General features: G+C 72.8%; 19 protein-coding genes. 14 read left to right on the forward strand and 5 right to left on the reverse strand.

Going from position 1 to position 24,702, the window contains the following annotated elements; genetic code table 11:
- The first annotated feature begins 3 nt into the window (after positions 1-3).
- From O0S08_RS39665 to O0S08_RS39705, 9 genes are all read left to right on the forward strand, one after another.
- Positions 4-951, forward strand: coding sequence for a tetratricopeptide repeat protein (locus O0S08_RS39665; RefSeq protein WP_269034685.1), 948 nt, complete (start codon positions 4-6; stop codon positions 949-951).
- A 640-nt stretch (positions 952-1,591) separates the two neighbouring features.
- The gene (locus O0S08_RS39670; protein ID WP_269034686.1) at positions 1,592-2,650 is read left to right on the forward strand and encodes a prolipoprotein diacylglyceryl transferase; all 1,059 of its coding nucleotides are present in this window, start codon (positions 1,592-1,594) and stop codon (positions 2,648-2,650) included.
- A 380-nt stretch (positions 2,651-3,030) separates the two neighbouring features.
- The gene (locus tag O0S08_RS39675) at positions 3,031-4,557 is read left to right on the forward strand and encodes a hypothetical protein (RefSeq protein ID WP_269034687.1); all 1,527 of its coding nucleotides are present in this window, start codon (positions 3,031-3,033) and stop codon (positions 4,555-4,557) included.
- Positions 4,558-4,582: 25 nt separating this feature from the next.
- Positions 4,583-6,112 carry a hypothetical protein gene (locus O0S08_RS39680; protein ID WP_269034688.1) on the forward strand — a complete coding sequence of 510 codons (1,530 nt, stop codon included), beginning with the start codon at positions 4,583-4,585 and terminating at the stop codon, positions 6,110-6,112.
- 15 nt (positions 6,113-6,127) lie between these two features.
- Complete coding sequence (locus O0S08_RS39685) at positions 6,128-7,600, forward strand: hypothetical protein (protein WP_269034689.1); 1,473 nt, start codon at positions 6,128-6,130, stop codon at positions 7,598-7,600.
- Between the two features lie 489 nt (positions 7,601-8,089).
- Positions 8,090-9,772, forward strand: a complete 1,683-nt coding sequence (locus O0S08_RS39690) for a peptide chain release factor 3 (protein ID WP_269034690.1) — start codon at positions 8,090-8,092, stop codon at positions 9,770-9,772.
- 428 nt (positions 9,773-10,200) lie between these two features.
- Positions 10,201-12,999 (forward strand): serine/threonine-protein kinase, encoded by a 2,799-nt coding sequence (locus tag O0S08_RS39695; RefSeq protein WP_269034691.1) that lies wholly within the window; start codon positions 10,201-10,203, stop codon positions 12,997-12,999.
- 60 nt (positions 13,000-13,059) lie between these two features.
- Complete coding sequence (locus O0S08_RS39700; RefSeq protein ID WP_269034692.1) at positions 13,060-13,539, forward strand: hypothetical protein; 480 nt, start codon at positions 13,060-13,062, stop codon at positions 13,537-13,539.
- A gap of 85 nt (positions 13,540-13,624) precedes the next feature.
- On the forward strand, positions 13,625-14,137 hold the full coding sequence (locus O0S08_RS39705; protein WP_269034693.1) for a type II toxin-antitoxin system RatA family toxin: 513 nt from the start codon (positions 13,625-13,627) through the stop codon (positions 14,135-14,137).
- A 9-nt stretch (positions 14,138-14,146) separates the two neighbouring features.
- Here O0S08_RS39705 and O0S08_RS39710 read toward each other — a convergent pair whose 3' ends face one another.
- Genes O0S08_RS39710 through O0S08_RS39720 form a run of 3 tightly spaced genes read right to left on the reverse strand, consistent with a single transcriptional unit; the run spans position 14,147 to position 15,853 of the window.
- Positions 14,147-14,446 (reverse strand): TIR domain-containing protein, encoded by a 300-nt coding sequence (locus O0S08_RS39710; protein WP_269034694.1) that lies wholly within the window; start codon positions 14,444-14,446, stop codon positions 14,147-14,149.
- The gene (locus O0S08_RS39715; protein ID WP_269034695.1) at positions 14,439-14,888 is read right to left on the reverse strand and encodes a hypothetical protein; all 450 of its coding nucleotides are present in this window, start codon (positions 14,886-14,888) and stop codon (positions 14,439-14,441) included. Before O0S08_RS39715 ends, O0S08_RS39710 begins: the two co-directional genes overlap by 8 nt.
- Before the next feature lie 20 nt (positions 14,889-14,908).
- Positions 14,909-15,853 (reverse strand): S1 family peptidase, encoded by a 945-nt coding sequence (locus O0S08_RS39720; protein WP_269034696.1) that lies wholly within the window; start codon positions 15,851-15,853, stop codon positions 14,909-14,911.
- Positions 15,854-15,972: 119 nt separating this feature from the next.
- On the opposite strand from O0S08_RS39720, the gene O0S08_RS39725 reads away from it, so the two are divergent.
- From O0S08_RS39725 to O0S08_RS39740, 4 genes are all read left to right on the forward strand, one after another.
- Positions 15,973-16,461 carry a redoxin domain-containing protein gene (locus O0S08_RS39725; protein ID WP_269034697.1) on the forward strand — a complete coding sequence of 163 codons (489 nt, stop codon included), beginning with the start codon at positions 15,973-15,975 and terminating at the stop codon, positions 16,459-16,461.
- Positions 16,462-17,259: 798 nt separating this feature from the next.
- A complete protein-coding gene (locus O0S08_RS39730) occupies positions 17,260-19,080 on the forward strand; it encodes a hypothetical protein (protein WP_269034698.1) in 1,821 nt (606 codons plus the stop codon).
- Between the two features lie 622 nt (positions 19,081-19,702).
- A complete protein-coding gene (locus tag O0S08_RS39735; protein WP_269034699.1) occupies positions 19,703-21,274 on the forward strand; it encodes a hypothetical protein in 1,572 nt (523 codons plus the stop codon).
- 25 nt (positions 21,275-21,299) lie between these two features.
- Positions 21,300-22,319, forward strand: coding sequence for a bestrophin family protein (locus O0S08_RS39740; protein ID WP_269034700.1), 1,020 nt, complete (start codon positions 21,300-21,302; stop codon positions 22,317-22,319).
- Positions 22,320-22,358: 39 nt separating this feature from the next.
- Here the strand turns inward: O0S08_RS39740 and O0S08_RS39745 are convergent, their stop codons facing one another.
- Positions 22,359-22,826, reverse strand: coding sequence for a hypothetical protein (locus O0S08_RS39745; protein ID WP_269034701.1), 468 nt, complete (start codon positions 22,824-22,826; stop codon positions 22,359-22,361).
- Between the two features lie 332 nt (positions 22,827-23,158).
- The gene (locus tag O0S08_RS39750; protein WP_269034702.1) at positions 23,159-24,211 is read right to left on the reverse strand and encodes a DUF445 domain-containing protein; all 1,053 of its coding nucleotides are present in this window, start codon (positions 24,209-24,211) and stop codon (positions 23,159-23,161) included.
- 273 nt (positions 24,212-24,484) lie between these two features.
- Here O0S08_RS39750 and O0S08_RS39755 point away from each other — a divergent pair, with 273 nt between their 5' ends.
- Positions 24,485-24,637, forward strand: coding sequence for a DUF1328 domain-containing protein (locus O0S08_RS39755; protein WP_269034703.1), 153 nt, complete (start codon positions 24,485-24,487; stop codon positions 24,635-24,637).
- Positions 24,638-24,702: the final 65 nt, after the last annotated feature.

A 24,702-nucleotide genomic window follows, 5' to 3' on the forward strand; every position in this document is an offset into this window, starting at 1 on the left:
GCCGTGCTCGCTCGCCTCGCCCTCGTCCTCCTCCTCGCCGCCGGCCTCGGCGGCTGCAAGACCACGGCGCGCGCCGGCAGCACCTCGCCTGCCGTCGTGCTCGATCCTTCGGGCCCCGAACCGACCGCCATCGGCGACCTGCCGATCCTCCGCCAGAAGGCCGCCATGGGCATGGTCGACGTCGTCCGCGCCGAGCTCGTCCCGCGGCTCGCCGAGGCGGCCGAGGCCGGCCCCGACCCCGGGCGCGACGCCCTGCGCGCCCTCGCCATCGAGCTCGCGCTGCGCCAAAACGACCAGCCGGCCGCGCTCGAGCAGCTGCAGGTCCTCGCCCGCGACCTCGATCGCCTCGGTCCCAGCGCCAGCGGGGCCGAGCGGGCCCGCTGGCACATCCTCCACAGCGCCCTGCTGGGCGCCCAGCAGCGCCACGCCGAGGCGCGCGGCCAGAGCCTCGAGGCCCTCGCGGCCATCGACCTCAAGCTCGAGCCCGGCCTCGCCGGCGACGCCTTCCGCGGGCTCGCGCGCGAGCAGCTCGCGCTCGGCCAGGCCGACCGGGCGCTCGAGTCGGTGCGCCGGGCCATGGCTGTCCACAAGGACAGCCTCGCCCTGTTCGAGGACGGCGTCCTCGCCGTCGACATCCTGCTCGCCGCCGACCAGCCGGTCGAGGCGGTGATCGCCGCCGGCAAGCTCTACGACGACGCGATCGCCACGGTCGGCCCCTCCACCCTCGCCCACGCCGAGGCCCTGGCCGCCGCCTCGTCCGCCACCTTCGCCTCCGGCGACCTCGACGCCGCGATCACCTTCCTCACCGACGCTCGCAAGATCTGGGGCGAGCTCCAGGCCGCCCGCAGCGACCCCAGCCTGCCGCTCAGCGCTCACCTCGAGCGCCGCCTCGGCGAGCTCGACGTCGTCACCAAGCGCGCCGCCGCCAACTCCGCGCCCGCGGCCAAGTAGCCGCGGCCGCCTCCGCCGGCGAGGGCGGCGAGCCCCGCCCGCGTCGCCCCGCGCACCCACCGGCGCGCTCCATGGACATTCGAACATGTCCCCGAGGACATCCAGATCCTCGCCCCGCCAGCATGTCCCCGGGGACATCCAGCGCCTCACGCCGCCGCGGCGACGAGCCGCCCCGGGCGCGATGCCGGCCGCACGAGCGCGCCACTCGAACCGCGCGTCCTCAGCAGCACGCGCTCGATCGGCGCGCCGAGCCCGGCCGCCAGCCCTGTCTCCGATCCGCACCACATGTCCCCAGGGACATTCACGCTCACCTGTCCCTGAGGCCATCTCGCAACCCGCCGCGCTCGCCGCCGCCTCTGCATGTCCCGAGGGACAGCTCATGGCGCGCCATTTTGACCCGGGGCGTGGCCGCGCCGATCGGGCTTTTTGGACAGGCGTATAACAACCGGAGGCGGTGACCGAGGTCACTCGCGCATCTGCGTCCGCGTGACGCGTTCGCGACGAATTTCGCCGGATGCGGGCGACGTCGCGGGAATAAAACGCCGCCGTGGATCGTGGGCCTCAGGGGATCCCCCGACGAAGGCACACTTCGGTCGTGGACTTGAGCCGAGCGGCGTGGACGGGTACCTTGCCGCGGACCATGTCCGGGACCACACGCCACGCAAGCGTCGAGCTCGAGGCCCCGCGGACCGGGCTTCTCGCCTTCCTCCGCGACTTCCACAACAAGACGATCTTGTTCCGCTTCGGTGACTGGATCATCGTCACCTACGGCATGATCGCCGGCCTGGCGTTCCTCGTCGGCGTGTCGACTGCGACCTGGTACATGGGCATGGTCGGCGCCGACACGGCGCAGATGGCCGCCTTCTACCTGTTCTTCGCCATCCCCTCGATCCTCATGGTCTCGCGCCTGACGAGCATCCTGCTCGAGTGGCGCGAGCTGTTCAAGAAGCCGCTGCAGACCCTGCTCAAGCCGGGCTACATGCTGCACGGCGGCATCTTCGGCGGCATGATGGCGTTCGGCGGCTACGCGCTGTTCACCAACGTCAGCCTGCTGTCGATGCTCGACGCCGCCGGCTTCTGCATGCCGCTGGGCGAGGCCATCTGCCGGCTCGGCTGCTACGTGTACGGCTGCTGCTGGGGCCGCCCGACCGACAGCCGGTTCGGCGTCGCCTACACCAGCCCGCACTCCAAGGTGCTGCGCTTCCGCCCCGACCTCCAGGGCGTGAAGATCCACCCGACCCAGCTCTACGCGTTGACGGCCCACCTGATCCAGTTCACGATCTTCTACGCGCTGCTGCCGTTCAAGGTGTTCGACGGCATGTTCGCCGCGCTGTACCTCATCACCCACCCGGTCATCCGCTTCGCCCTCGAGCGGTTCCGCCAGGACGATCGCGGCCAGGTCGGTCGCTGGACGCACACCAACATCTACAGCCTGATGATGATCGGCTTCGGCCTGCTGGTCCTGGTGTTCGGCCTCGCCACCGGCGCCACCAACCTGCCGATCAACCTCCAGCTGCGCTACGTCCACGTCATCGGCAACCCGGCGTCGATCGCCTACTTCGCCTTCATCTTCCTCGCGGCCTGCGCAGCCTTCGGCGTCCACTACAAGTCGGTCGGCTCGTGGCTCAGCAAGCCGTCGGGTGGCATGAAGGTCGACATCAACGAGATGGGCCTGGGCGCGAACGACCGCGATCGCTAGCCTGCTGGCCATCCAGCCGCCTCACGGCCCGCACCCGCGAGGGGCGGGCCGTCGTCGTATCTGGGGTTGTTCCCCACACTCGCGGTGGGCCCGGGCGAACGCGCGCACTTGCCTGGCGGAGCCCGGCGGGTAAACCTCGAAGTGTGCGTTCGTCGACCCGTCTGGCTCGCCTGCGCCGCGCGGCGTCTCCATCCGCCGGCGCATCGGCGATCGAGCGCGGCCGATCCTCAGTTGCGGCCAAGCGAGTGATTCGGCCGGCCGGGGCCTGGCCCGTCGGCCCGACCGCGATCATGCCTCGATCGGGCCCCGCGATCGCGTCTGCTCCATATCCGACGTGTAGGCCCGCCTCCGAGCTCGATCTGACACCTGACCGATCGACCATGTCCCTTGGGTTCATCACCGTCGCCCTCGCCGGCAGCCTGCTGGCCGGCTGTCGCGAGCCCGCGAGCGGCGAGCCGGACGTGCTGGCCGAGGCGTGCGAGATCACCGAGCCCACGCGCCTGGTCGCCGTCCCGCCCGGCTTCGTCGCCGATCCCGAGGCCTGGTACGGCCTGTACGTCTTCGGCGATCACATCCTCTTCACCTTCGATCGCTTCGACGACCCCGACCGCGTCTACTGGCGCTTCGATCGCTGCACCGGCGAGCTCGCCCCGTTCTCCTCGCTCGCGCCCGGCCTGCACAACCCGTTCGCGATCACCACCGCCGACGGCCCCGTCGTCTACGCCAACGACGGCCTCGGCAAGAAGTACGTCGTCGACCGCCTCGACGTCGCGGGCGACGACCAGGCCAGGCCCGTGAAGGGCCTGCCCGAGCAGCTCGGCGGCTTCCCTGCCACGGGCCTCAGCCAGTCGCCGTTCGTCCTCTTCTCCGAGCCGCATCCGAGCGACAAGGGCGCCTACGCGGCCGGCATCGGCGGCACGACCACCACCTGGTACCGCCACGACGGCGATCCCCACGTCGCCGCCGTCGAAGTCGGCGAGTTCGTCCTGTTCCAGCGGATCGTCGGCGACGATCCGCACTACTACGCCCTCCGCGACGACGGCGAGCTGCACCGCCTCGACGTCCTCACCGGCGACAGCGAACCACTCCTCGCCGGCGTCCGTCACTTCCAGGCGCTCGCGCAGCAGAACAAGATCGTCTGGCAGGAGCTCGGCGACGACCTCGCCGAGACGATCTACGTCCACGACTTCGCCACCGGCGACGACCTCGCGATCGCCGTCAACGACTTCGCCCAGCGGTCGTGGTTCCGCGACCCGGAGCAGGGCGACCTCGGCAGCGTCCAGGTCGGCGCCGACGGCGACCTCGTCGCCCAGCCGGGCCCGGACCGGGTGCTCGTCACGGTCGTGCGCACCACCGACGCCGAGACCTTCGCCGTCCCCGAGCACCTCCGGTTCATCGGCTTCGCCGGCGACCAGATCAACCTCCTCACCGAGGACGACGCCGAGCGTGCCCTCTCGCTGTGGGACCCGGTCGGCGGCGGCGTCCGCGAGTGGTACCGCGGCCCGCGGGTCAACGTCATGCTGCGCCGCGTCGACGGCGACCGCGTCGAGTACTTCCAGGAGGACCCCGGCGACACCGGCACGGGCACCATCTGGCGCGTCGATCGGACCACGGGCGAGCGCGAGCAGCTGCTCTCGCGCTCGAACATGGTCCCCCTCGAGCTCGCCGACGGCCGCTACTTCCTCTTCTTCAACCGCAAGAGCCTCCCCGGCCCCCCGCTGTCCGGCTCGAGCTTCCTCGCCGCCGTCGCCCGCGACCTCAAGCTCTTCGATCCCGCGAGCGGCCTCTACACCGCGATCGCCGACGACGTCACCGCGTACGGCATGGTCCCCGCCGAGGGCCTCGTCTACCTCGACTCGCAGGGCCCCGCCCCGGGCGTGTGGGTGCACCCGCTCCCGCTGAAGTAGCTCCCGCCAACAAGTCCCAAAGGCCATGTCTCTCCGACCATCCCACCTCGCCGCCCTGCCGCTGCTGCTCGCAGCGTGCGGCGAGGATGTGGTCGCGCCGGAGAGCTTCGCCTCGGCCTGCCCGCTGGTCGAGCCCGTGCGCCTGGCCGCCCCGCCCGCCGGCTGGCAGCCCGGGGCCTCTCGCGTCTACCCGTTCAAGCAGCTCGGCGATCGCCTGCTCTACAGCTTCGACGGCCCCTCCGACCCCGACCCCGGCTACTGGCTGGTGCACCGCTGCGGCGGCCCCCCGCAGCGCTTCCCCACCTTCACCCCCGGCACCGTCCTGCCCTTCGCGCTCGCGACCGCCGAGGGCACCCTCGTCTACGCCGTCGACCGCGAGGGCCGGCACGTCGTGCTCGACCGCCTCGACGTCCCCGGCTTCGACGTCCCGCGCGCCATCGACGGCCTGCCCGGCTACGACATCCCCGGCGGCGCCCCGCACGAGGCCGGCTACGCCCTGTTCGCCCGCGCCAACCGCCCGCTCGGCGCCGCTCGCCAGGCCGCGGGCGTCGACGCCGGCACCGCCGTCGTCCACACCCACGACGGCGACCCCGACGCGCCCGCCCTGCACCTCGGCGACGACGTCGTCAGCCTCGCCCAGCACGGCGGGCAGCTCCTCGTCCTCGACGACGCCGGCGAGCTGCGCAGGGTCGACCCGTTCACCCGCGAGGTCGAGCCCGTGCAGAGCGGCGTCCGCTACTTCACCCTCGCCGACGACGGCCGCCACCTGATCTGGCAGGCCCTCGGCGACGACGACGTCGAGCCGGTCTACCTGCGCGACCTCGAGGTCAGCGCCCGGCTCGCAGTCGTCAAGCCCGGCCTCGATCGCGAGATCGGCGTCAACGACTTCGCCGCGCGCTCGTGGAACCGCATGCCCGACCAGGGCCTCGCCGTCGGCCGCTGGACCTGGACCGAGGACAGCGCCGCGGCCGCGCTCGTCGGCCCCGACGACACCTTCGTCGCCGCGGTCCGCAGCGACACCGGCGAGTCGCTGAAGATCCCCGAGCACCGCCAGCAGCGCGGCGCCCTGGGCCAGGACTTCGTGCTCGTCATGCCCGACGTCGACACCCTGGTGCTCGCGCTGTGGCGCCCGACCGACGGCGACCTGCGCGTGTGGTACCGCGGCCCGGCCGACGCGACGGTCGAGCCCCGCGCGCGCGTCGGCGACGAGCTCGAGTACTTCCTCGCCGAGCCGACCGACGAGGCGACCGGCAGCCTCTTGCGCGTCCACCTCCGCACCGGCGAGCTCACCGAGCGGGCCCCGCGGATCGGCCGCGAGTACCGCCAGCTCGACGCCCGCCGCTACTTCACCGCCGTCCACGCCGAGCCCGTGCAGGCCGGCGCCGACATCAAGTGGACCTACGACCTGCTCGTGTTCGACGCCGACACCCGCGTCTACACCACCATCGCCGAGCGCGTCGACGACTTCCTCCACTTGCCCGACCAGGGCGTCCTCTACCTCGACAGCCGCGGCGACGAGCCCGGGCTGTGGGCCGCGCCGCTGGTCTCCCATTGAGTCGCCCTGTCCGTCATGTCCTTAAAAACATGTCTTCTTAGACATCTTCCCCTCGCCGCGGCCCTGCTGGCCTGCGGCCCGGAAGACGTCGGCCCCGTCTCGACCTGTCCGACGGGCCAGGTGACCCGCATGGCCGCCCCGCCGCGCGGCTGGCAGCCGGTGGCCAACCGGCGGATCTCCTTCCAGACCTTCGGCGACCACGTGTTCTACCGCTTCGATCGGTACGACCACCCCGCGCCGACCTACTGGCGGATCGACCGCTGCGGCGGCGAGCCCGAGCGGTTCACCCCCGCGACCGTGAGCACGTCGCGGTACACCGGCCTCGAGACCGACGAGGGCTGGGTGCTCTACGCCCAGGACGGCGACCGCCACCTCGTCCTCGACCGCCTCGACGTGCCCGGCTTCGACGAGACGCGCCCCGTGCCCGGCCTCCCCCCCGGCAAGTTCGCCGCCACCCCGACCGCGCGCGGCATGTACTTCTCCAGCGTCCCCGCGGCGCCGAACTCGCTCGCCAACGTCGCCGGCATCGGCACCTCGGCCCACGCGATCTACATGCACCACGGCGACCCCGAGGTCCCCGCCGTCAAGTTCGGCGACGCGATCGTCAGCCTCCAGAACCTGGACGACCGCATGCTCGCGCTCGACGACGACGGCGACCTCCGCGCCGTCGACCCCGTCACCGGCGCCTCCGAGCTCCTGCTCGCGGGCGTGCGCCGCTTCGGAGTCAGCAGCGAGGTCCGCCGGTTGATCTGGCAGCAGCTCGGCGACGACCTCAGCGAGCCGATCTTCCTCCGCGACCTCGACACCGGCGAGGACACGCAGATCGCCGTCAACGACTTCACCGCAGTGTCGTGGAACCGCCCCGGCGACGACGAATCGCGCAACACCGGCACCTGGCAATTCGCCGAGGACGGCGCCCACGCGGCCCTCTACGGCCCCCGCCACACCCTCGCCGCAGTCGTCCGCACCGCCGACGGCGCCCCCATCGACCCGCCTGCCGGCGCCCGCCTGCGCGGCTACCTCGGCCGCGACTTCAGCTTGTCGCGCGACGACGGCGACGACACCGTGTTCATCCTCTGGAACCCCGAGACCGACGCCCTGCGCGAGTGGTACCGCGGCCCCGCGAGCGCCCCCCCGCCGCAGGCGTTCTTCGTCGAGGACGACTTCATCGACTACCTCGTCCCCGACGACAGCGGCTTCTCCGGCGTGCTCTGGCGCACCGATCACCGCACCGGCGAGGCAGTGATGCGGGCCCCGCGGATCGGCATCGGCACGACCGTCCTCGCCGACGGCCGCTACCTCACCGCCTTCCCCTCGTTCGCCTACTACCCCCTCGACGTGGTCCTCTTCGACCCCGACACCTCGCAGTACACGACGCTCGCCGCCGCGGTCGACGACTTCCACTTCCACCCCGACCAGGGCCTCGTCTACCTCGACGGAAGCGACGACGGCCCCGGCCTGTGGGCCGCCCCGATCCCGCCGAAGTGAGTTCTTTCGATATGCTCCATGGAGCATGTCTTAATAACCATGGTTTTATGAACATGCTCTCTCGGACACTCGTGGCGACGCCGCTCGGCACCGTCGCCCCGAACGCGGCGCCGTCGGCGAGCCGATGCGCGGCGGGGAGGCTCGCGCCGGATCCGGCGAACCGTCGAAGGTCCCGCGGCTGGCGTTGACGAGCGCTGACAGAAGTCGTTGACCCGCAGCAGTTGTTCACTGCCCCGTCTCGAGGTCGCGGAGGTCCACCGGCTCGGCGACGAAGTCGTCGCTCGTGATCTGGGATCCTCTCACCGACGCGTAGCACCGCTGGCCGCCCCGGCTTCCTCGCCTACGACGGCGAGGGCCTCCACGGCCCCGAGCCGGGCCTGTGGGTGACGCCGCTGCCGCCGAAGTGACGGTGCGCCCGCGCGCCGTGCGCGACCTCGCTCGTTGCGGGGCTGGCGGTGATGCGTCACCTCTGCTACCTCCCCGCGGGCAGTGAACGAGCTCGCCGCCGAAGTCGCCCGTCGTCGGACCTTTGCGATCATCAGCCACCCGGACGCCGGCAAGACCACGCTGACCGAGAAGCTTTTGCTGTACTCGGGCGCGATCCAGCTGGCGGGCGCGGTGCGGGCCAAGAAGGCCGGGCGCGCCACCACCTCCGACTGGATGGAGATGGAGCGCGAGCGCGGGATCTCCGTCACCACCTCGGTGATGAGCTTCGAGTACCCGCACCCCGAGCTGCCGGCCGACGCGCCGCCGGTCCAGGTGAACCTGCTCGATACGCCAGGTCACGCCGACTTCGGCGAGGACACCTACCGCGTGCTCACGGCCGTCGACGCCGCGCTGATGGTGATCGACGGCGCCAAGGGCGTCGAGGAGCGGACCGAGAAGCTGATCGAGATCTGCCGCCTGCGCGACACGCCGGTCGTCACCTTCATCAACAAGCTCGACCGCGAGTGCCTCGACCCGCTCGAGCTGATGAGCGACGTCGAGAAGAAACTCGGCATGACCTGCGCGCCGCTGACCTGGCCGATCGGCATGGGCAAGCGCTTCAAGGGCGTGTACGACCTGCTCCACCACCGCCTGCACCTGTTCCAGGCCCAGGGCCACGACCGCATCCAGCAAGGCATCCGGGTCGAGGGCCTGCACGACCCGCGGCTCGACGAGATCCTCGGCGAGCAGGTCGAGGAGCTGCGCCAGGCCGCCGAGCTGCTCGGCGAGGCCAGCGCCCCGCTCGACCGCGACGCCTTCCTCGCCGGCAAGCAGACCCCGCTGCTGTTCGGCTCGGCGATGAACAACTTCGGCGTCCGCGAATTGCTCGAGGCCTACATCCGCCTGGCCCCCGGCCCGCTCGCGCGCGAGGCGATCACCGGCTCCGCCGCCGCCACCGCGCCCGCGCCCGGCGAGCCGGTGCCCACGCGCATGGTCGAGCCGACCGAGGAGGCCTTCACCGGCTTCGTGTTCAAGATCCAGGCGAACATGGACCCGAACCACCGCGACCGCATGGCCTTCCTGCGCGTCTGCTCCGGCGTGTTCGAGCGCGGCATGCGGGCCTACCACTGCCGCCTCGGCCGCGAGGTCGGCCTCGGCAACGCGACCATGTTCATGGCCCGCGACCGCGAGATCGTCGAGGCCGCCTACGCCGGCGACATCATCGGCCTGCCCAACCACGGCACCATCAAGATCGGCGACACCTTCACCGCCGGCGAAGTGCTCCGCTTCACCGGGATCCCCAGCTTCGCCCCCGAGCTGTTCCGCCGCGTCCTGCTCAAGAGCCCGCTCAAGGCCAAGGCCCTGGCCAAGGGCCTGCACCAGCTGGCCGAGGAGGGCGCGATCCAGGTGTTCAAGCCGCTCGTCGGCAGCCTGTTCGTCGTCGGCGCCGTCGGTCAGCTGCAGCTCGAGGTGATGAAGCACCGCCTCAAGAGCGAGTACGACGTCGACGCCGACTACGAGAGCGTCGAGTACACCACCGCCCGGTGGGTCACGCCCAAGCCGACCACGAAGAGCAAGATCGAGGTGCAGAAGCTGCTCGAGGGCTTCCAGCACAAGAACCAGGGCAACCTCGCCCACGACAGCCACGGCGACCTGGCCTACCTCGCGCCCAACAAGTGGAACCTGGCCAAGGTCGAGGAGCGCTTCCCCGACCTCCGCTTCAGCGCCACCCGCGAGCACACCTGAGCCGGCCCGGCGTCGCGCCGTCGTCGGGACGTCCGCGCCCGCTCCCTCGCGCGCCGGCGCAGAGACAAAATGTCCCCGGGGACAGGTCCCCCCGGGCCGCCGCACCGTCGAGCTCTTCGGCCGCGGCCGGAGCGCCGTGAACGACGCCGCCAGGGCCGGCGCGCAGAGGATGTCCCCGGGGACAGGTCGCACGCCGCGCCTCCGCGCCGGGATGTCCAGTTCGACATGTCCCTCGAGACATCCCCGAAGGTTCGGCCGCGCCCGCCGCTCGCCCGGCCCCGCGGCCGCATGTCCCCGAGGACAGCTCGGCGCCGCGCCCGCCGACGCCCTCTCCACCCGCGCCGCGAGCGCCCGCGCCCGGGCCGCCGTCACCCTCCTCACGATCTCCCGGTGATCCGCCGACCCCCTCGCGGTCGCTCATGAGGGCCATGCCCGTCCAGCCCGGGATCGACGGCGACGCCGACACCCTCTGCGCCGACGTACTGTCGGCGCCGTCGCGCCCCGATCCGACCAGCGAGATCGGCGGCGAGTCCGCGCTGAGCACCGAGGCCGCGGGCGAGCTCGGCACCCGCCGCGGCCGCGGCCCCGTCCCCGGCGACGAGATCGGCGACTTCACCCTGCAGCGCCGCCTCGGCGAAGGCGGCATGGGCGTCGTGTTCGCCGCGTGGAGCCACAAGCTGGCCCGCCGCGTCGCCCTCAAGATCCCGACCCGCAGCCTCGACGAGGTCGTCCGCGCCCGCATCATGCGCGAGGCCCAGAGCCTGGCCCAGGTCGACCACCCCAACGTGGTCCGGGTGTACGAGATCGGCGAGGAGGGCGAGAACCTCTTCATCGCCATGGAGCTGGTGGAGGGCGTCACCCTCCGCAAGTGGCTGTCGGAGGCGCCGCGCGGCTGGCGGGAGATCGTGCAGATGTACCTGCAGGCCGGTCGGGGCCTGGCGGCGGCGCACCACCAGGGGCTGCTCCACCGCGACTTCAAGCCGAGCAACATCCTGGTCGACGGCGACGGCCGCGTGCGCCTGATCGACTTCGGCCTCGCGCGCATGCGCGACTCCAGCCGCGACATCGCCGCGACCTTCGAGGGCGACGAGCCCTCGGGCCCCGAGTTCGTGCTCACCAGCCGCGCCGGCACGCCGCGCTACATGGCCCCGGAGCTGTACGACACCGGCGCGACCGTCGACGCGCGCAGCGACCAGTACTCGTTCTGCGTCGCCCTGTGGGAGGCGCTCTACGGCGAGCTGCCCGACTGGCGCCGCACCGCGCCCCACCCCCGCGCGGTGCCGGGCTGGCTGCTCGCGGCCCTGCGCCGCGGCCTCGCGCTCGACCGCGAGGGCCGCTTCCCCACCATGGACGACCTGCTGGCCGAGCTGACCGCCGGCCTGCAGCCGCCCCGACGCCGCCCGCTCGCGGTCGTCGCCCTCGCCGCGGTGCTCGGCGCCGGCGTCGGCGCGGCGCTCCAGACCGCCGGCCCCGCGTCCGCCTGCGCCGACCCGGCCGCCCTCGCCGACGCCCTGTGGCCGGCCGACCAGCGCGCGGCCCTGCGCTCGGCTGGCGAATCGGGCATGTCTGTGGAGACATGGTTCTCGGAACATGTCCTCGAGTACACAAAGGCCCGCGCGACCGCCTGCCGCGACGGCGCCCGCTGGGACGAGGCCGCCCGCGCCCGCGCGGCGACCTGCCTCGACGAGCGCGAGCGGGCGCTGCGCGCGGTCGCCGGGACGCTGGCCGGCGCGCCCGCGGGAGAGCCGACCGCCGGCGCCGTCGCCAGCGGCAGCCGCAACCGCCCCGGCGCGCTCGCCGATCCCGCGCCCGGCCGCCGCTGGGACGGCCGCCTGGCCCTGTGGGACCGCGCCCTGACCCCCGCCTCCGACTGCGTCGACCCGCGCCGCCTGGCCTTCACCGTCGAGCCGCCTGTCCATATCGACCTGTCTGAAGCGACATGGCTCGAAGAGCAGCTGCAGTCGGGGGCCGCGCTGGCGCTGGCGGGCGATCCGAACGCCGCGGCTGCGCGGCTGCACCCGGCCCGCGTGCGCGCCGAGCAGGCCGGCGACCGCTGGCGCCAGGCCCGGGCCGACCTGGCGCTCGGCATCGCCGCCCTCGACCGCGGCGACGAGGCCGGCGCGCGCCGCCGCTTCGAGGCCGCGGCCAGCGACGCCGGGGCCGTCGGCGACGACTTCCTGGTCGCCGACGCCTGGCGCTGGCTGGTGTTCGTCGACGCCGCCCGCGACCCCGACCCGGAGCACGCGCTGCTGCTGCTGCCGCACGCCGAGAGCACGCTGTACCGGATCGGTCAGGCCACGGGACCGCGCATGGTCGACCTGCAGCTGTCGGCCGCGTGGGCCGAGCTGCGCCGCGGCGACCTCGACGCCGCCCACGCCCGCCTCGCCCGCGCGCTCCAGGGCGGCAGTGGCGTCGACGAGGCCCTCGCCGCCCGCGTCCTGCGTCACCACGCCGAGCAGGCCCACCAGCGCGGCCAGCTGCGTCCGGCGGTCGACCTCGCCCGCCAGGCGCTGAGCCTGCAGCTGCGCCGCGAGGGCCCCGACTCGCGCAGCGTCGCCGACACCCGTCAGAGCCTGGCCCGCTACCAGCTCGCGGTCGGCCAGTACGCCGAGGCCGAGGCCAACCTGCGCGCCGCGCTGACCGTCGCGGCCGACGACCCCGACGCGCGCGAGCGCGCCAGCCTCGAGCTCGACCTCGCGGTCGTCCACTACTCCCGCGGCGACCTGGCCGCCGCACGCACCGCCGCCGAGCGCGCCACCACTGCCTTCGCCGAGGTCGCCGATCCGCTGGCCGGCCGCGCCGACCGGATCGCCCTCGCCAAGCTGCGCGGTGACCTGTCCCTCGGGACAGATAACCCCGCCGCCCTGCGCAGCTACGAGGCCGGCCTCGCCCTGGTCGCCGCCGGGCCCGACCTGCCGGAGACGCGCGACAACGCGGTCGCCATGCGCGTCGGGCTCGCGGCCGCGCGCCAGGGCATGGGCGACCTCGCGGGCGCCGCCGACGCGATCGAGCGCGCGCTCTCGCAGGTCGGCGGCGTCTCGCCGGACGTCGCCGCCTACGCCTGGGGCACCGCCGCGGAGCTCGAGCTGGCCCGCAATCACCGCCGCGAGGCCGAGGCGCACTGCCGCCGCGCGCTCGCGCTGCTGAGTGACGATGACGCGATGGCCCGCGAGTTGCGCCAGCTGCTGGTACGGATCCGAGCCTCCGCGAGCGGCCGGCGGAAATAAATCGGACGACGTCGGATCTGCATGATCCGATCGACCTCGTCGCGCCACCCATATGCGCCGATGTCGACCCGAATGACCCTCGTCCGCAGCACCCGTCCGCTGATCGCGTCGTTCGTCCCCGTGACGCTGCCGGACGGCCTCCTCACCGTCCGCTACGGCGCGAGCGGCAGCCTCCCGGTGTTCGAGTGCGCCGGTCAGCGCGTCACCGGCGGCCTCATCAACCTGTCCCGAGAGACATGGATCGCCTGGCAGGACCGCGGCATCGACCTGGTGGTCGAGCCCGGCGCGCCGAACCCGGCCCGCACCGTCCGCGTCACCGCCACCAGCGGGCGCAACCTGCTCACCACCGCCGGCGACGCGGTCCCGCTCGTCGCCACCGCGCGCCTCGGCGCCCGGCTCCTGTTCGACGGCGACGCCGGCATGAGCCTCAAGATCGCGCTCGACGGCCTCGGCGCCGTCGAGATCGACCTCTGCGACGTCAGCAGCCACATCCGCCCCCCGCCGCCCAAGCTGCCGCCCGACGCGCCCAAACCCAACTGAAGTCGAACTGACGCCGAGCCGGCACGGACCTGTCTCAAGCGCCACGTCTTGACGGCCGCCCGGCGCGCGGCTATTCGCGAGGGCGATGCCCCGCCGCGTCCTCCGCGTCGTCCTCTGGCTCCTCGGCGTGTTCGTGTTCATCTACACCTGCGGCCTGTTCATGCCGCGGGAGCACCTCGCTATGGAGACGGTGGTGCTGCCCGCCGCGCCCGAGGCCGTCTACGCCGCGGTGCGCGACGTCGAGTCGCAACCGAGCTGGCGCTCCGACCTCCAGCGCGTCGAGCTCCTGCCTGACAAGAACGACCGCCGGGTCTACCGCGAGATCGGTGACGACGGCGCGACGACCTTCGAGGTCACCGAGGACGTGCCGAACGAGCGCCTCGTCACCCAGATGGTCGACCCCGGCCGCTCCTTCACCGGCCACTGGGTGTTCCAGTTCGCGCCCGCCGAGGGCGGCGGCACGCGCCTCACCCTCACCGAGGTCGGCGACGTTCCCAACCCCGCGCTGCGCTTCCTCGCCGGCGCCCTCTTCGGCTGGGAAGGCTCGACGCGCCGCTACCTCGCCGACCTCCAGGGCCACCTCGGCAACAAGTCCTGAGGCTCGCCCTCACAGCAGCGCCACGCGCTCGACGGGCACCCCGCAGCGGCGCGCCGCCTCGACCTCGAAGCGCACCCACCGTGACAGCCGGCTGTGCGGCGTCGCCACGTAGAGGACGCGGTCGGCCGAGCGCACCCACTCGGCGATCGTGCGCTGCGCCGACGTCGACCACCGCTGCGGGTAGTCGAGGAACACGAACTCGTCGCAGTCGCGCAGGCGCTCGAGGTGGGCGCGGGACAGCGGCAGGTCGCGGACCGCGTAGCTGATGAAGGTGCGCCGGCGGTCGAACCGGCGGAGCGGATTAAGCATGGTGCGTCAGCGCCAGGGCGACGAGGACGCCCACGCCGATGTAGAAGTAGAACAGCTGCGACGCGTTGAGCAGGCTCGACAGCACCGAGCCGACGGCGTCCTTCTCGAGCCCGAGCGGCGACATCGAGTTGCCGAGCCCGCGGGCCACGCGAGCCCGCCCGAGCGCCGCAGCGATCCCGCGCCGGGTCTTGCGCTGGTAGTAGAAGTTCTGCGCGTCGGCCAGCCAGAAGAACAGCAGCAGCGCGAGGGCCAGCGCCGCGCACTCGACGAAGCGCGTGTCCTTGTCGGCCAGCCAGACCACCAGCGCCGCGCACAGGGCCACGCACAGCTTCTTCAGCTCGAGGCACTTGCCGGCGAACTGCAGCGTCGCCGCGTGCAGCTGGTCGACCTCCTTCCAGGCCACTTGCTCCTCGAAGCGCCGCCGCTCGGCGGCATTCTCCACGGCGCGGGACGGCTCGGGCTTCATCGGCGAGGACAACGAGTCTGCCGCCTGCGCCGCGCGAACACCAGCAGCGGCAGCGCCCACGCCAGCGACTCGCGCTCGCGCGAGATCGCGCAACCCGTGGCCGGCTCGGCCATCACCAGGCAGCCGCCGTCGGGGCAGTCGTCGGGCAGCAGGTCGGCACCTGTCTCTTCGCGCAGCCAGGTGAGGATCGGGTACGGCGCCCCGTACACGCTGTCGCCGGTGCCGCACGGGCGAACCCCGCGGGACGTCACGCCCGCCAGGCGGTACTCGCCGCTCGACAGGCGCACGAACGCCGGCCCGCCGGAGTCGCCGCCGCACGCGTCCTGGCCCTCGCCGCCGGCCCGGAACTCGCGCCGGCTCTTGCTGAACGTGTCGATCGGCGTGGTCATGATCCGCTTGTGACCGACGTCCGCGGTGGTCTGCAGCGGGTCCTCCTCCGCGTCGTGGACGGTGCCGAAGCCGACCACGTGGATCTCGTCGCCCACGTGCATCGTCTCGTCCCACTCGTCCTGCGTGGTGAGCGGCGGGATGATGTCGACGCCGTACGCGTCCTGGGCCAGGATCACATAGCCGAAATCCCACGCGTCGGACTTGCAGTCCTCGACGCAGGCCGTGGGGTAGATGCCGTAGCGCTCGACCCCGGCGATGCGCCGCTCGTCGTCGGTGTAGATCGAGTCGCCGAACACCACCGCCATCTCGGACAGCTTGGGCTCGTGCGACAGGCAGTGAGCGGCCGTCAGCACCACCCGCGGGGCCACCAGAGTGCCGGTGCACAGGCTCGCGGTCGACACGGTCTCCTGGCTGAGGATCGCCACCACCGAGGTCCACTCGTCGACCGGCACCTCCTCGCCGCCGACGATCGGCACCGGCCGCGGCGCCCCCGCGCCGAGCGGCAGTCCGCACAGGACGGAGAGCAGCGCCGCGGTCGGAAATGCGAGCATGGCCGCCAGCATATCACTGCAACATCGTCCGCGCCCGCTCCGCGACGTCCGGGTTCGGCCCGGCCCCTTGCGGGCGGCCGCGCTCGCGGGTACTAGGCCTTCACTCCAAGGAGCGTCCCATGTCCGTCGCCGTCGGCAGCCCCGCCCCCAACTTCGACCTCTTCGACAACGCCAAGCAGCGCGTCGGCCTCGCCGGCCAGCGCGGCAAGACCGTCGTCCTCGCCTTCTTCCCGGCCGCCTTCACCGCCGTCTGCGAGAAGGAGCTGTGCTCCTTCCGCGACTCGCTGACCGCCCTCAACGACCTCAACGCCGCCGTGTTCGGCGTCTCGGTCGACGCGCCGTTCGCCAACAAGGCGTTCGCCGAGAAGAACGGCCTCAATTTCCCGCTGCTGTCCGACTACGCCCGCGAGGCCGTGCGCGCCTACGGCGTCGCCCACGACGACTTCGCCGGCATGCCCGGCTACACCGCCGCCAAGCGCTCGGTGTTCGTGATCGACCCGCAGGGCGTGGTCCGCTACGCGTGGGTCGCCCCGAACCCGGGCGTCGAGCCGAACTACGACGAGGTCAAGGCCGCCGTCGCCCAGATCGGCGCCTCCTCGGCCTCCTGACCCGAGCGCGAGCCCGCCGGCGCCCGCGACGGCGCCCCCCGCCCGCTCGCGGCCCCGGCGCGCCTCATCCCTCCGCGCGGCCGGGTCGACCTCGGACGCGCCGCTCGGGCCCCGCCCCGCACACCGCCCAGTCCTTCGTCCGCTCGGCCTCCTGGCCCTGTCGACCGACGCGCCGCTCGGGCCCCGCCCCGCACCCGTGCTTCGCCCGCTCGGCCTCCTGGCCCTGTCGACCGACGCGCCGCTCGGGCCCCGCCCCGCACCCGTGTGCTTCGCCCACTCGGCTCCTGGTCCTGTCGACCGACGCGCCGCTCGGGCCCCGCCCCGCACCCGTGTGCTTCGCCCCGCACCCCGGTGTGCTTCGTCCGCTCGGCCTCCTGGCCCTGTCGACCGACGCGCCGCTCGGGCCCCCCCCGCACCCGTGTGCTTCGCCCGCTCGGCCTCCTGGCCTTGTCTGTCGACCGACGCGCCGCTCGGGCCCCGCCCCGCACCCGTGTGCTTCGCCCGCTCGGCCTCCTGGTCCTGTCTGTCGCCGACGCGCCGCTCGGGCCTCGCAGTCCTGCATCCTCGCTCGCCTGGCTCCTCTGCGCGGTCCTGTCGTCCGCCGGGTCCTCGCTCGTGAGGGCGTCGTCGCTTGCCTGTACTTTTCACCATGTCCAAAGAGCCCTGTCTCTTCAGACATAACCCTGTCGCCGCCCGTCCACGTGGGCGGCAGCCCGACCTGCGTCGGCGCCGGGCATGCGCGCGACCACACGCGGCCGCTGCGCCAGCGGGCGCGCCGCCCGGAGTAAAGTGCCGGGGATGAGCGCCCGTCCCGCCGAAGCCCGGCCGAGCGCCTTGATGCGCCGCCACGAAGTCTCCGAGCGCTCGCTCGCCGCCGCGCGCGACGAGCTCCGCACCCACTCACCCGCCTCTGCGCGGATCGATCTCCTCGCCCACCACGGACGCGCCCTCGCGGCCGCGACGATCGATCCCCTCGCAAGCCGCGAGGGCTCGTCCTTGTCGACCGAGCTCGCAGCGCGCTCGAGCGCACGTCGGCGCCAGGCAAGGCACGACCGCCTCGTCGCGCTTCGGCCCTGCGCCTGCTCGCTGCTCGCAGTCGTGCTCGCGCCCGCCTGCTTCAGCGACGGCGGCTATCACCCGGCCGGCGCCGTCACCCTAACCACCGGCGAGGACGACAGCACCACCGGCACCACCACCACCGGCACTACCACTGGGCCCGACGAGCCGGCGACCACCACCACCACCGGACCGCCGCCGCCCGAGTGCGGCGACGGCGTCGTCGATCCCGACACCGAGGCGTGCGACGACGGCAACCGCGACGACGGCGACGCCTGCCTCGGCACCTGCGTCGCGGCCGGCTGCGGCGACGGCGTCGTGTGGGTCGGCGTCGAGGACTGCGACCTCGGCGCGGACAACCACCCGACCGCGCCCGACACCTGCCGACCGACCTGCAAGTGGCCCGCGTGCGGCGACGGCGGCCTCTACGTCGGCCCGCTCGGCCCGGACCTCGAGCTGCCCACCGGCGACGAGAACATCGCCGGCGGAGACGACGCCCCGCGCATGATCGGCGCCGCCGGGGACGGCAGCTTCGTCGTCACCTGGCGCGTCAGCGCCGGCTTCTTCGAACAGGTCCACGCCCGCCGCGTCGACCCCGAAGGCCTGCCGCTCGGCGAGGTCGTCCAGCTGGTCGAGCAGCCGCTCGTGCAGGTCCGCGATCCCGTGATCGCCGTCGCGCCGAACGGCGACTACGCGGTCGCGTGGCAGACCCTGCTCGAGAACAATCAGCTGTTCGTCCGCGGCGTCGCGAGCGACATGGCCGCCGAGAGCTTCAAGCTCACCGGCCTCGTCGGCTCCTCGCCCGCGCTCGCCCTCGATCCGTCGGGCGCGATGATCGCCGCCTGGCGCGCCGGCGGGCTCAAGAACACCACCCACGTCTACCTGCGCCGCTTCCCGCTGTTCACCGCGCCCGAGGCCCCGGCCGAGCAGGCGATCAGCGACCACCTGGCCGGCGTCGCCGGCTCGCCGACGATCGCCCTGCACCCCGACGGCCGCTTCCTCGTCGCCTGGAGCGACCCCGACGGCGCGATCGTCTTCCGCCGCTTCACCCCCGACCTCGTCGCCGGCCGGCTCGTCACCACCGGCCTCTCGGTCGGCGGCGGCGCCAACAACAGCGCCCTCGCGTGGACCGGCGCGGTCGTCCAGCCCGGCACCGACGCCGCGGTGATCGCCGGCCGCGACGTCGACGGTCACCTCGTGCTGCAGCGCTTCGACGCCGCCGACCTCCCGGCGGGCGTCGTCCAGATCGACGACGTCGACGCGCTCCACGTCCCGTTCGTCGACGTCGCCGCCGACCCGTGGGGCAACCTGGCCGTCGCCTGGTCGGCCTGCGGCGCGCCCGGCGATCTCGCCCCGACCTGCGCCGACGTGACCTCGGTGTCCTCGTTCCGGTGGTTTTATTCCGACCTCACCCCGCAGGCCCCTGCCGCCCAGGTCACCACCCGCAACGGCATGCCCCACCCGCTCTCGCTCGCGGTCGCCCCCACCGGCGCCGCCGCAGTCGCCCGGATCGAAGGCGACAAGGTCCTTCTAAATATGTCCCAATTGCAATGTCCTCTCTGACATTGCTCAAAGGTCATGTCCAAAAGGGCACATGACGACACGCCTCGGCGCTGCCTGCATGCGCCGGATCGAGGACCTCCCCGGCGGAGCGTGGATCTCAGGGTGTCCGATCCCCTTCGTGCGCAAGCACGGAGCGTCGCCAGCAACGAACCCGTATTCGTCGCCTCGCTGTGCCCGCAGTGATGCACGAGCGCCGTGGTCACGCTCGCGTCGGCGAGCCGCGCGAGCGCGGGCGTCGTCGGCACCGGACCCGGGCCTTCCTCGCCTCGCTGTGCCCGCAGTGATGCACGAGCGCCGTGGTCACGCACCCGTCGGCTCGCCGTGCGCGAGCGCGGCGCGTCGTCGGCGACGGACCGGGCCTTCCTCGCCTCGCTGTGCCTGCAGCGGCCGTGCATGAGCGTCGTGGTCCCGCACGCGTCGGCTCGCTGCGCACAGCGATCGCCGTACACGGGCGTCGTGCCCGCCGCTGCCCGGCCGCGTTCTTCCCGGCAGCATCACCTGTCCGCAGTCACATTTCCCTCGAGACATGTCCCTTGCGACCCGGCGCGGCCTCGCGCAGGCGCGAGCGGAGACACACGCAGCCCGGCCCGCGGCGGCGGCGGACCGGGGTAAGCTCCCGGGCATGTCGACCCGGGCGATCGCCGGAGCCGGAGCGCTGGTCCTCGCCTGCGCCGGCGTGGCCTGCTTCAGCGACGGCGGCCTGCACACCGGCGGCCCCGCGAGCACGACCACCACGAGCACGACCACCACGACCGGCACCACCGTCGAGCTCACCACCGGCGAGCCGACGACCACCTCCGCCTCGACCACCACCGGCGAGCCCCCGCCGTTCTGCGGCGACGGCCAGCTCGACCCGGGCGAGCAGTGCGACGACGGCGACGACGACGACGGCGACGCCTGCCGCACCGACTGCCAGGTTGCGAGCTGCGGCGACGGCGTCGTTCAGCGCGGCGTCGAGGAGTGCGACGACGGGCCGGCCAATCACCCGAGCGAGCCGACCGCCTGTCGGCCCGACTGTCACAAGCCCGCGTGCGGCGACGGGGCCCTGTACATCGGCCCGCTCGGCCCGCCCGTCATCGCCGCCAGCGAGCCCACCGCGGAGCAGAGCGACGACGTCCCGCGGGCGATCGGCGTCGACGCCCAGGGCACCTTCTCGGTCGTGTGGCGGGTCAACGCCCTCGTCGATCGCCTCGACGTCCAGACGGTCGCCGCCGACGGCACCCTCGTCGGCGCGCCGCTCGACCTCGCCGACCCACCGTCCCAGGTCCTGCGCGACCCGGTGATCGCAGTCTCGCCGGTCGGCGACCTCGCCCTCGCGTGGGAGATCAACGCCAACAACGACGACATCCTCGTCCGCGGCGTCGTCGCCGGCGTCGCCGAGCCCGGCATGAACGCTCTGGTCGCCAAGAACCCGATCCAGCAGTCCCCCGCGATCGCGCTCGACGACGCCGGCCGGCTCACGCTCGCCTACGTCGGCGCGGTGCTGCCCAACCTCTCGCAGGTCTATGTCCGCCGGATCGCCAACTTCGATCCCGCATCGCCGCCCGAGTTTGCGATCAGCGAGCACGACGTCGGCGTCCCCGGCCCGCCCACGGTCGCGACCTGGCCCGACGGCGCCTTCGTGGTCGCCTGGGGCGATCCCGGCGGCGCGATCGTCTACCGCCGCTTCACCGTCGACGGCGTCCCCGGGCCCGTCGTCGCCAGCGGCCTCCGGACCGGCGGGATCGCCCTCACCGGCAGCGCCAACCCGTGGAGCGGCCTCGCGGTGACACCCGATCTCCGCGTCGTGCTCGGCGGTATCGGCGACGACGGCCTCGTCGATCTGCAGACCTTCGACCCTGCCGACGTCCCGCAGTCGATCGTCGCCGTCTCCGAGGCGCCACGCATGCACGCCCCGTTCGTCGACCTCGGCAGCGACGCGTGGGGCAACCTCGCGGTCGCCTGGGCCGAGTGCGGCGACGCCGACGCGCCGGCGACCGAGGATTGCAGCGCCCTCGCCTCCGACCTGCGGCTGCGGTGGTTCCGCGCCGACCTCACCCCGCACACGCCGGTCACCGCGGTGCACAGCACCATGGTCGGCGCCCCGCCGGCCTTCGGCGTCGCCGTCGCGCCCTCGGGGATCACCGGCGTCACCTACCTCGCCGGCGACGACGTCGTCGTCCGCGTCGCCGGGCTCGCCTGCCCGGCCCCGTGATACCGTCGCCGTTTCACGCCGATCGATGCACGCGGGCCGTCATTATCCCCTCAAGCACGTCATCCTGTGGACCCGGCGCGAGACCCTCGCCTTCGCCGTCATCGCCGCCGTCCCGACCGTCCTTTACGTCGTCGCCGGCTTCACCTGGCTGACCGTCCCGTGGCTGCCGATCGCCCTCATCGGCACCGCGGTGGCCTTCATCACCGGCTTCAAGAACAACGCCTCCTACGGCCGGCTGTGGGAGGCGCGGCAGATCTGGGGCGGCATCGTCAACACCAGCCGCTCGTTCGGCGTCATGGCCTGTGATTACCTGCTCCAAGAGCCAGGTCACTCCGGCGCCGCGATCGACTTCCAGGCGCTCCGCGACGGCCTGATCGCGCGGCACATCGCCTGGCTGACCGCCCTGCGGTTCCAGCTGCGGGAGCCGCGGGCGTGGGAGAACATCGGCCTCACCCACAACGTGGAGTATCGCCGGCACTACCAGATCCCCGAGCGGGACAGCGACTACCTCGGCATCGAGCTCGGCAAGCTGCTCGGCGGGGCCGACTGCGCCGCGATCCTCGCCGCCAAGAACCCCGCCGCGCAGCTGCTGGCCCAGCAGTCGCACGCGCTCCGGGCCCTGCGCGAGCGCGGCCTGTTGTCCGACTACCGCCACGTCGCCCTCACCCGCGTCCTCGCCGAGCTCTACGAGCACCAGGGCAAGTGCGAGCGGATCAAGAACTTCCCCTACCCGCGGCAGTTCGCCACCTTGAACCTCCTGTTCGTGTGGCTGTTCATCACCCTGGTCCCGCTCGGCCTGCTGCAGGAGTTCTCGAAGCTCGGCGACGGCTTCGTGTGGTTCACGATCCCCGCCGGCGTGGTCGTGGCGTGGGTGTTCCACACCATGGACAAGATCGGCGAGAGCTCGGAGAACCCGTTCGAGGGCGGGCCGAACGACGTCCCGATCACCGCGATCGCGCGGGCCATCGAGATCGACCTGCGCGAGATGCTGGGCCAGGACGACATCCCGCCGCCGCTGCAGCCGCGCGGCGAGATCTTGATGTAATTTTGACAATGTTTAGACCTGTCCCGACGGACAGGCGATTCACACCAGCAGCTCGGGATCGTCGGGGAACAGGCGCGCGGCGATGGCGGCGGCGCGTGACGACTCGCGCGGCAGCTCGAACACCATCACCTGGCCGTCGGCCACCGCGATCGACCACACCAGGCGCTCGTCGCCGCAATACGTGCGGAGCAGCTCGGCCTCGTCGCGGCCGGCCAGCACCTCGGAGAAGTTGGGCCCCATCGTCAGCGCCAGGCGCTCGATCACGTAGGCGTGGACGCCGGGCCAGGTGCCCTTGTAGCCGCGCTCGGCCGCGTCGAGCAGGCGCGCGTCGGTGGTCCCGAGCGCCAGCGCCAGCCGCTCGCGGAAGTCGACCGGGGCGTCGGCCGGCGGCGGCGTCACGACCTCGACGTCGATCGGCAGCTCGAGCTCGTCCGTCTGCGCCAGCCGGCGCAGCAGGATCGGCGCCGACGGGGTGCGGTCGCGCCGCGGGCGGGGTTGTCGTTCCATCGGTTCCATCGCTTCCTCTCTCCGGTCCGCGCAGGAGGGACCCGCATCGGACGCATGTCCATGCAATGATCCATTTCCACGTGCGAGCAATCCGCAAACCGCTCGAATGCGCGACCCGCCCCCTGGCCCAGCCGCTCGATCGCGGCGCAGACGGCGATAATCACCGTTCAGACGCGTTCTGCGGCCTGTGCGAGTTGCGCACGCGGGCGCACGGGTGTGACCAATCGCGCGCGGCCCGCCGGCGGCGAAGACCGCGGAGTCCACGTCACACCCATCACATTCGCGGCGAATCAGCGGACCGCGCCCGACGTTTCTCCGCTCCCCGCTCGCGGTCACAGCCGGCGACGCGGACGATCGCTGCGCAGGCGCGGTCTCTCGGCCCGACGAGCCAGCTCTTCCATGAAATGACGGTCGTCGAGATCCGGCACGCGGGTGCGGATCTGCGACAGCAGCTCCTCGACGTCGGGCTTGTCACAGCCGCGGTGGAGCTCGTCGACCAGGCTGAGCAGCAGCCGCTCGGAGCGTGCGCGGTCCGCCTCGATGCGGCGGCGCAGCACCGTCGCGCGCACGACCAGGCCGATCACGATCGCCAGCGCGAGGCCCAGCACCCACGCGATCACCTGGCTGATCTGGATGCCCTTGTGCAGCGTGTGGTCGAGGCGGCTCCAGAGCGACTCCTCGTACTGGCCGAGGTCGCGCCGCACCTCGAGCTCGGCCAGCGCGTCGGCGGCGCCGAGGACCAATTGCTTGCTCGCCTCGCGCGAGACGATGCCGACCACCGGGACCAGCTCGTCGCGCACGGCGTCGCGCAGCGCCGGCGCCAGGTCGGCGCGCACCAGCTTCTTCAGCCCGGGGCCGAGGTCCTGCTCCAGCACCGAGCGCAGCGCCGGCCCGAGGTCCTCCTTCAGGCCCTTGCCGGCCGACTGCGTCAGCGCGACGACCGTCGTCCGCGTGAGCTCGTCGACCATCGCGCTGGCCTCGCGGCGCGTCTTCGGCGACAGCGCGGAGTCGAGGGTCTGCTGCACCGTGGACGCCAGCGCCGGGCTGATCTGCTCCTTCAAGCTCGTGCCCGCCGCCCTGGCGATCGTGTCGACGAAGCGCGCGGTCGCCTTCCGCAGCGCGGCCTGGCGCTCCTCGTCGGTGAGCCCGTCGAGCGCCCCCTCGACCAGCGACGCCGTCAGCTCGCGACCGGCCGCCTGGATCTGCGGGTCCGCCAGCAGCTTCTGGATCCGCTCCTGCGATTGCGGGTCCTCGAGGAAGCCCACGCTCTCGTCGAGCGCCGCCGGCACCGAACTGCGGACCACGCCCTCGGCGGTGAGACACGCCGGAGCGCCGAGAGCGAGGAGAACGATCAGGGTGACGCCGCGCTGGTCGATGGGTCGCATGCGAGAGCCATGAGAGCTGTCGGCGTCGTCGCCACCACGCGCCTCGCTGCATGGGTCGTGCACGCCAGCTCGCTAGCCGCGAAACGCCAGAGATCGACCTCCGTCGAGCCGTCCCGGCGATCGCCCGCGTGCGCGCGAGACGGCCTCGCCAGCGCGTGCAGGCGCGGCGCGGCGGAGGACGCGCGACGAGTTTGGGGTCATCGCTTGACTCTGCTCGCGCCTCGATCACGGTTTCGATGGGAGCCGCGAGGCCCCCGAGAATGGAGGTCCACCGTGCTTTACTGGTCCATCGTCTTCTTCATCGTCGCCCTCGTCGCCGCCATCTTCGGCTTCGGCGGCCTCGCGGCCGAGAGCGCCTACATCGCCAAGATCCTGGCCTTCATCGGCCTCATCCTCGCGGTCGTCACCTTCGTGATGCGGCGGTGAGCGCCAACTTCCAACCTGTCCTGCGGGACAGCTTGCTTCGCCCGTCCCGCGAGGCTCGAGCTGTC

It is taken from the genome of Nannocystis punicea, assembly GCF_026965555.1.
Lineage (GTDB): Bacteria > Myxococcota_A > Polyangia > Nannocystales > Nannocystaceae > Nannocystis > Nannocystis punicea.

Excerpts from the sequence above, each read along its gene's own strand:
- O0S08_RS39695 (WP_269034691.1), top strand. The coding sequence starts at position 10,201 with ATGCCCGTCCAGCCCGGGATCGACGGCGACGCCGACACCCTCTGCGCC.
- O0S08_RS39670 (WP_269034686.1), top strand. The coding sequence starts at position 1,592 with ATGTCCGGGACCACACGCCACGCAAGCGTCGAGCTCGAGGCCCCGCGG.
- O0S08_RS39725 (WP_269034697.1), top strand. The coding sequence starts at position 15,973 with ATGTCCGTCGCCGTCGGCAGCCCCGCCCCCAACTTCGACCTCTTCGAC.
- O0S08_RS39730 (WP_269034698.1), top strand. The coding sequence starts at position 17,260 with ATGAGCGCCCGTCCCGCCGAAGCCCGGCCGAGCGCCTTGATGCGCCGC.
- O0S08_RS39700 (WP_269034692.1), top strand. The coding sequence starts at position 13,060 with ATGTCGACCCGAATGACCCTCGTCCGCAGCACCCGTCCGCTGATCGCG.
- O0S08_RS39680 (WP_269034688.1), top strand. The coding sequence starts at position 4,583 with ATGTCTCTCCGACCATCCCACCTCGCCGCCCTGCCGCTGCTGCTCGCA.
- O0S08_RS39745 (WP_269034701.1), bottom strand. The coding sequence starts at position 22,826 with ATGGAACGACAACCCCGCCCGCGGCGCGACCGCACCCCGTCGGCGCCG.
- O0S08_RS39720 (WP_269034696.1), bottom strand. The coding sequence starts at position 15,853 with ATGCTCGCATTTCCGACCGCGGCGCTGCTCTCCGTCCTGTGCGGACTG.
- O0S08_RS39675 (WP_269034687.1), top strand. The coding sequence starts at position 3,031 with ATGTCCCTTGGGTTCATCACCGTCGCCCTCGCCGGCAGCCTGCTGGCC.
- O0S08_RS39740 (WP_269034700.1), top strand. The coding sequence starts at position 21,300 with ATGCACGCGGGCCGTCATTATCCCCTCAAGCACGTCATCCTGTGGACC.
- O0S08_RS39685 (WP_269034689.1), top strand. The coding sequence starts at position 6,128 with ATGTCCTTAAAAACATGTCTTCTTAGACATCTTCCCCTCGCCGCGGCC.
- O0S08_RS39710 (WP_269034694.1), bottom strand. The coding sequence starts at position 14,446 with ATGCTTAATCCGCTCCGCCGGTTCGACCGCCGGCGCACCTTCATCAGC.
- O0S08_RS39705 (WP_269034693.1), top strand. The coding sequence starts at position 13,625 with ATGCCCCGCCGCGTCCTCCGCGTCGTCCTCTGGCTCCTCGGCGTGTTC.
- O0S08_RS39735 (WP_269034699.1), top strand. The coding sequence starts at position 19,703 with ATGTCGACCCGGGCGATCGCCGGAGCCGGAGCGCTGGTCCTCGCCTGC.
- O0S08_RS39750 (WP_269034702.1), bottom strand. The coding sequence starts at position 24,211 with ATGCGACCCATCGACCAGCGCGGCGTCACCCTGATCGTTCTCCTCGCT.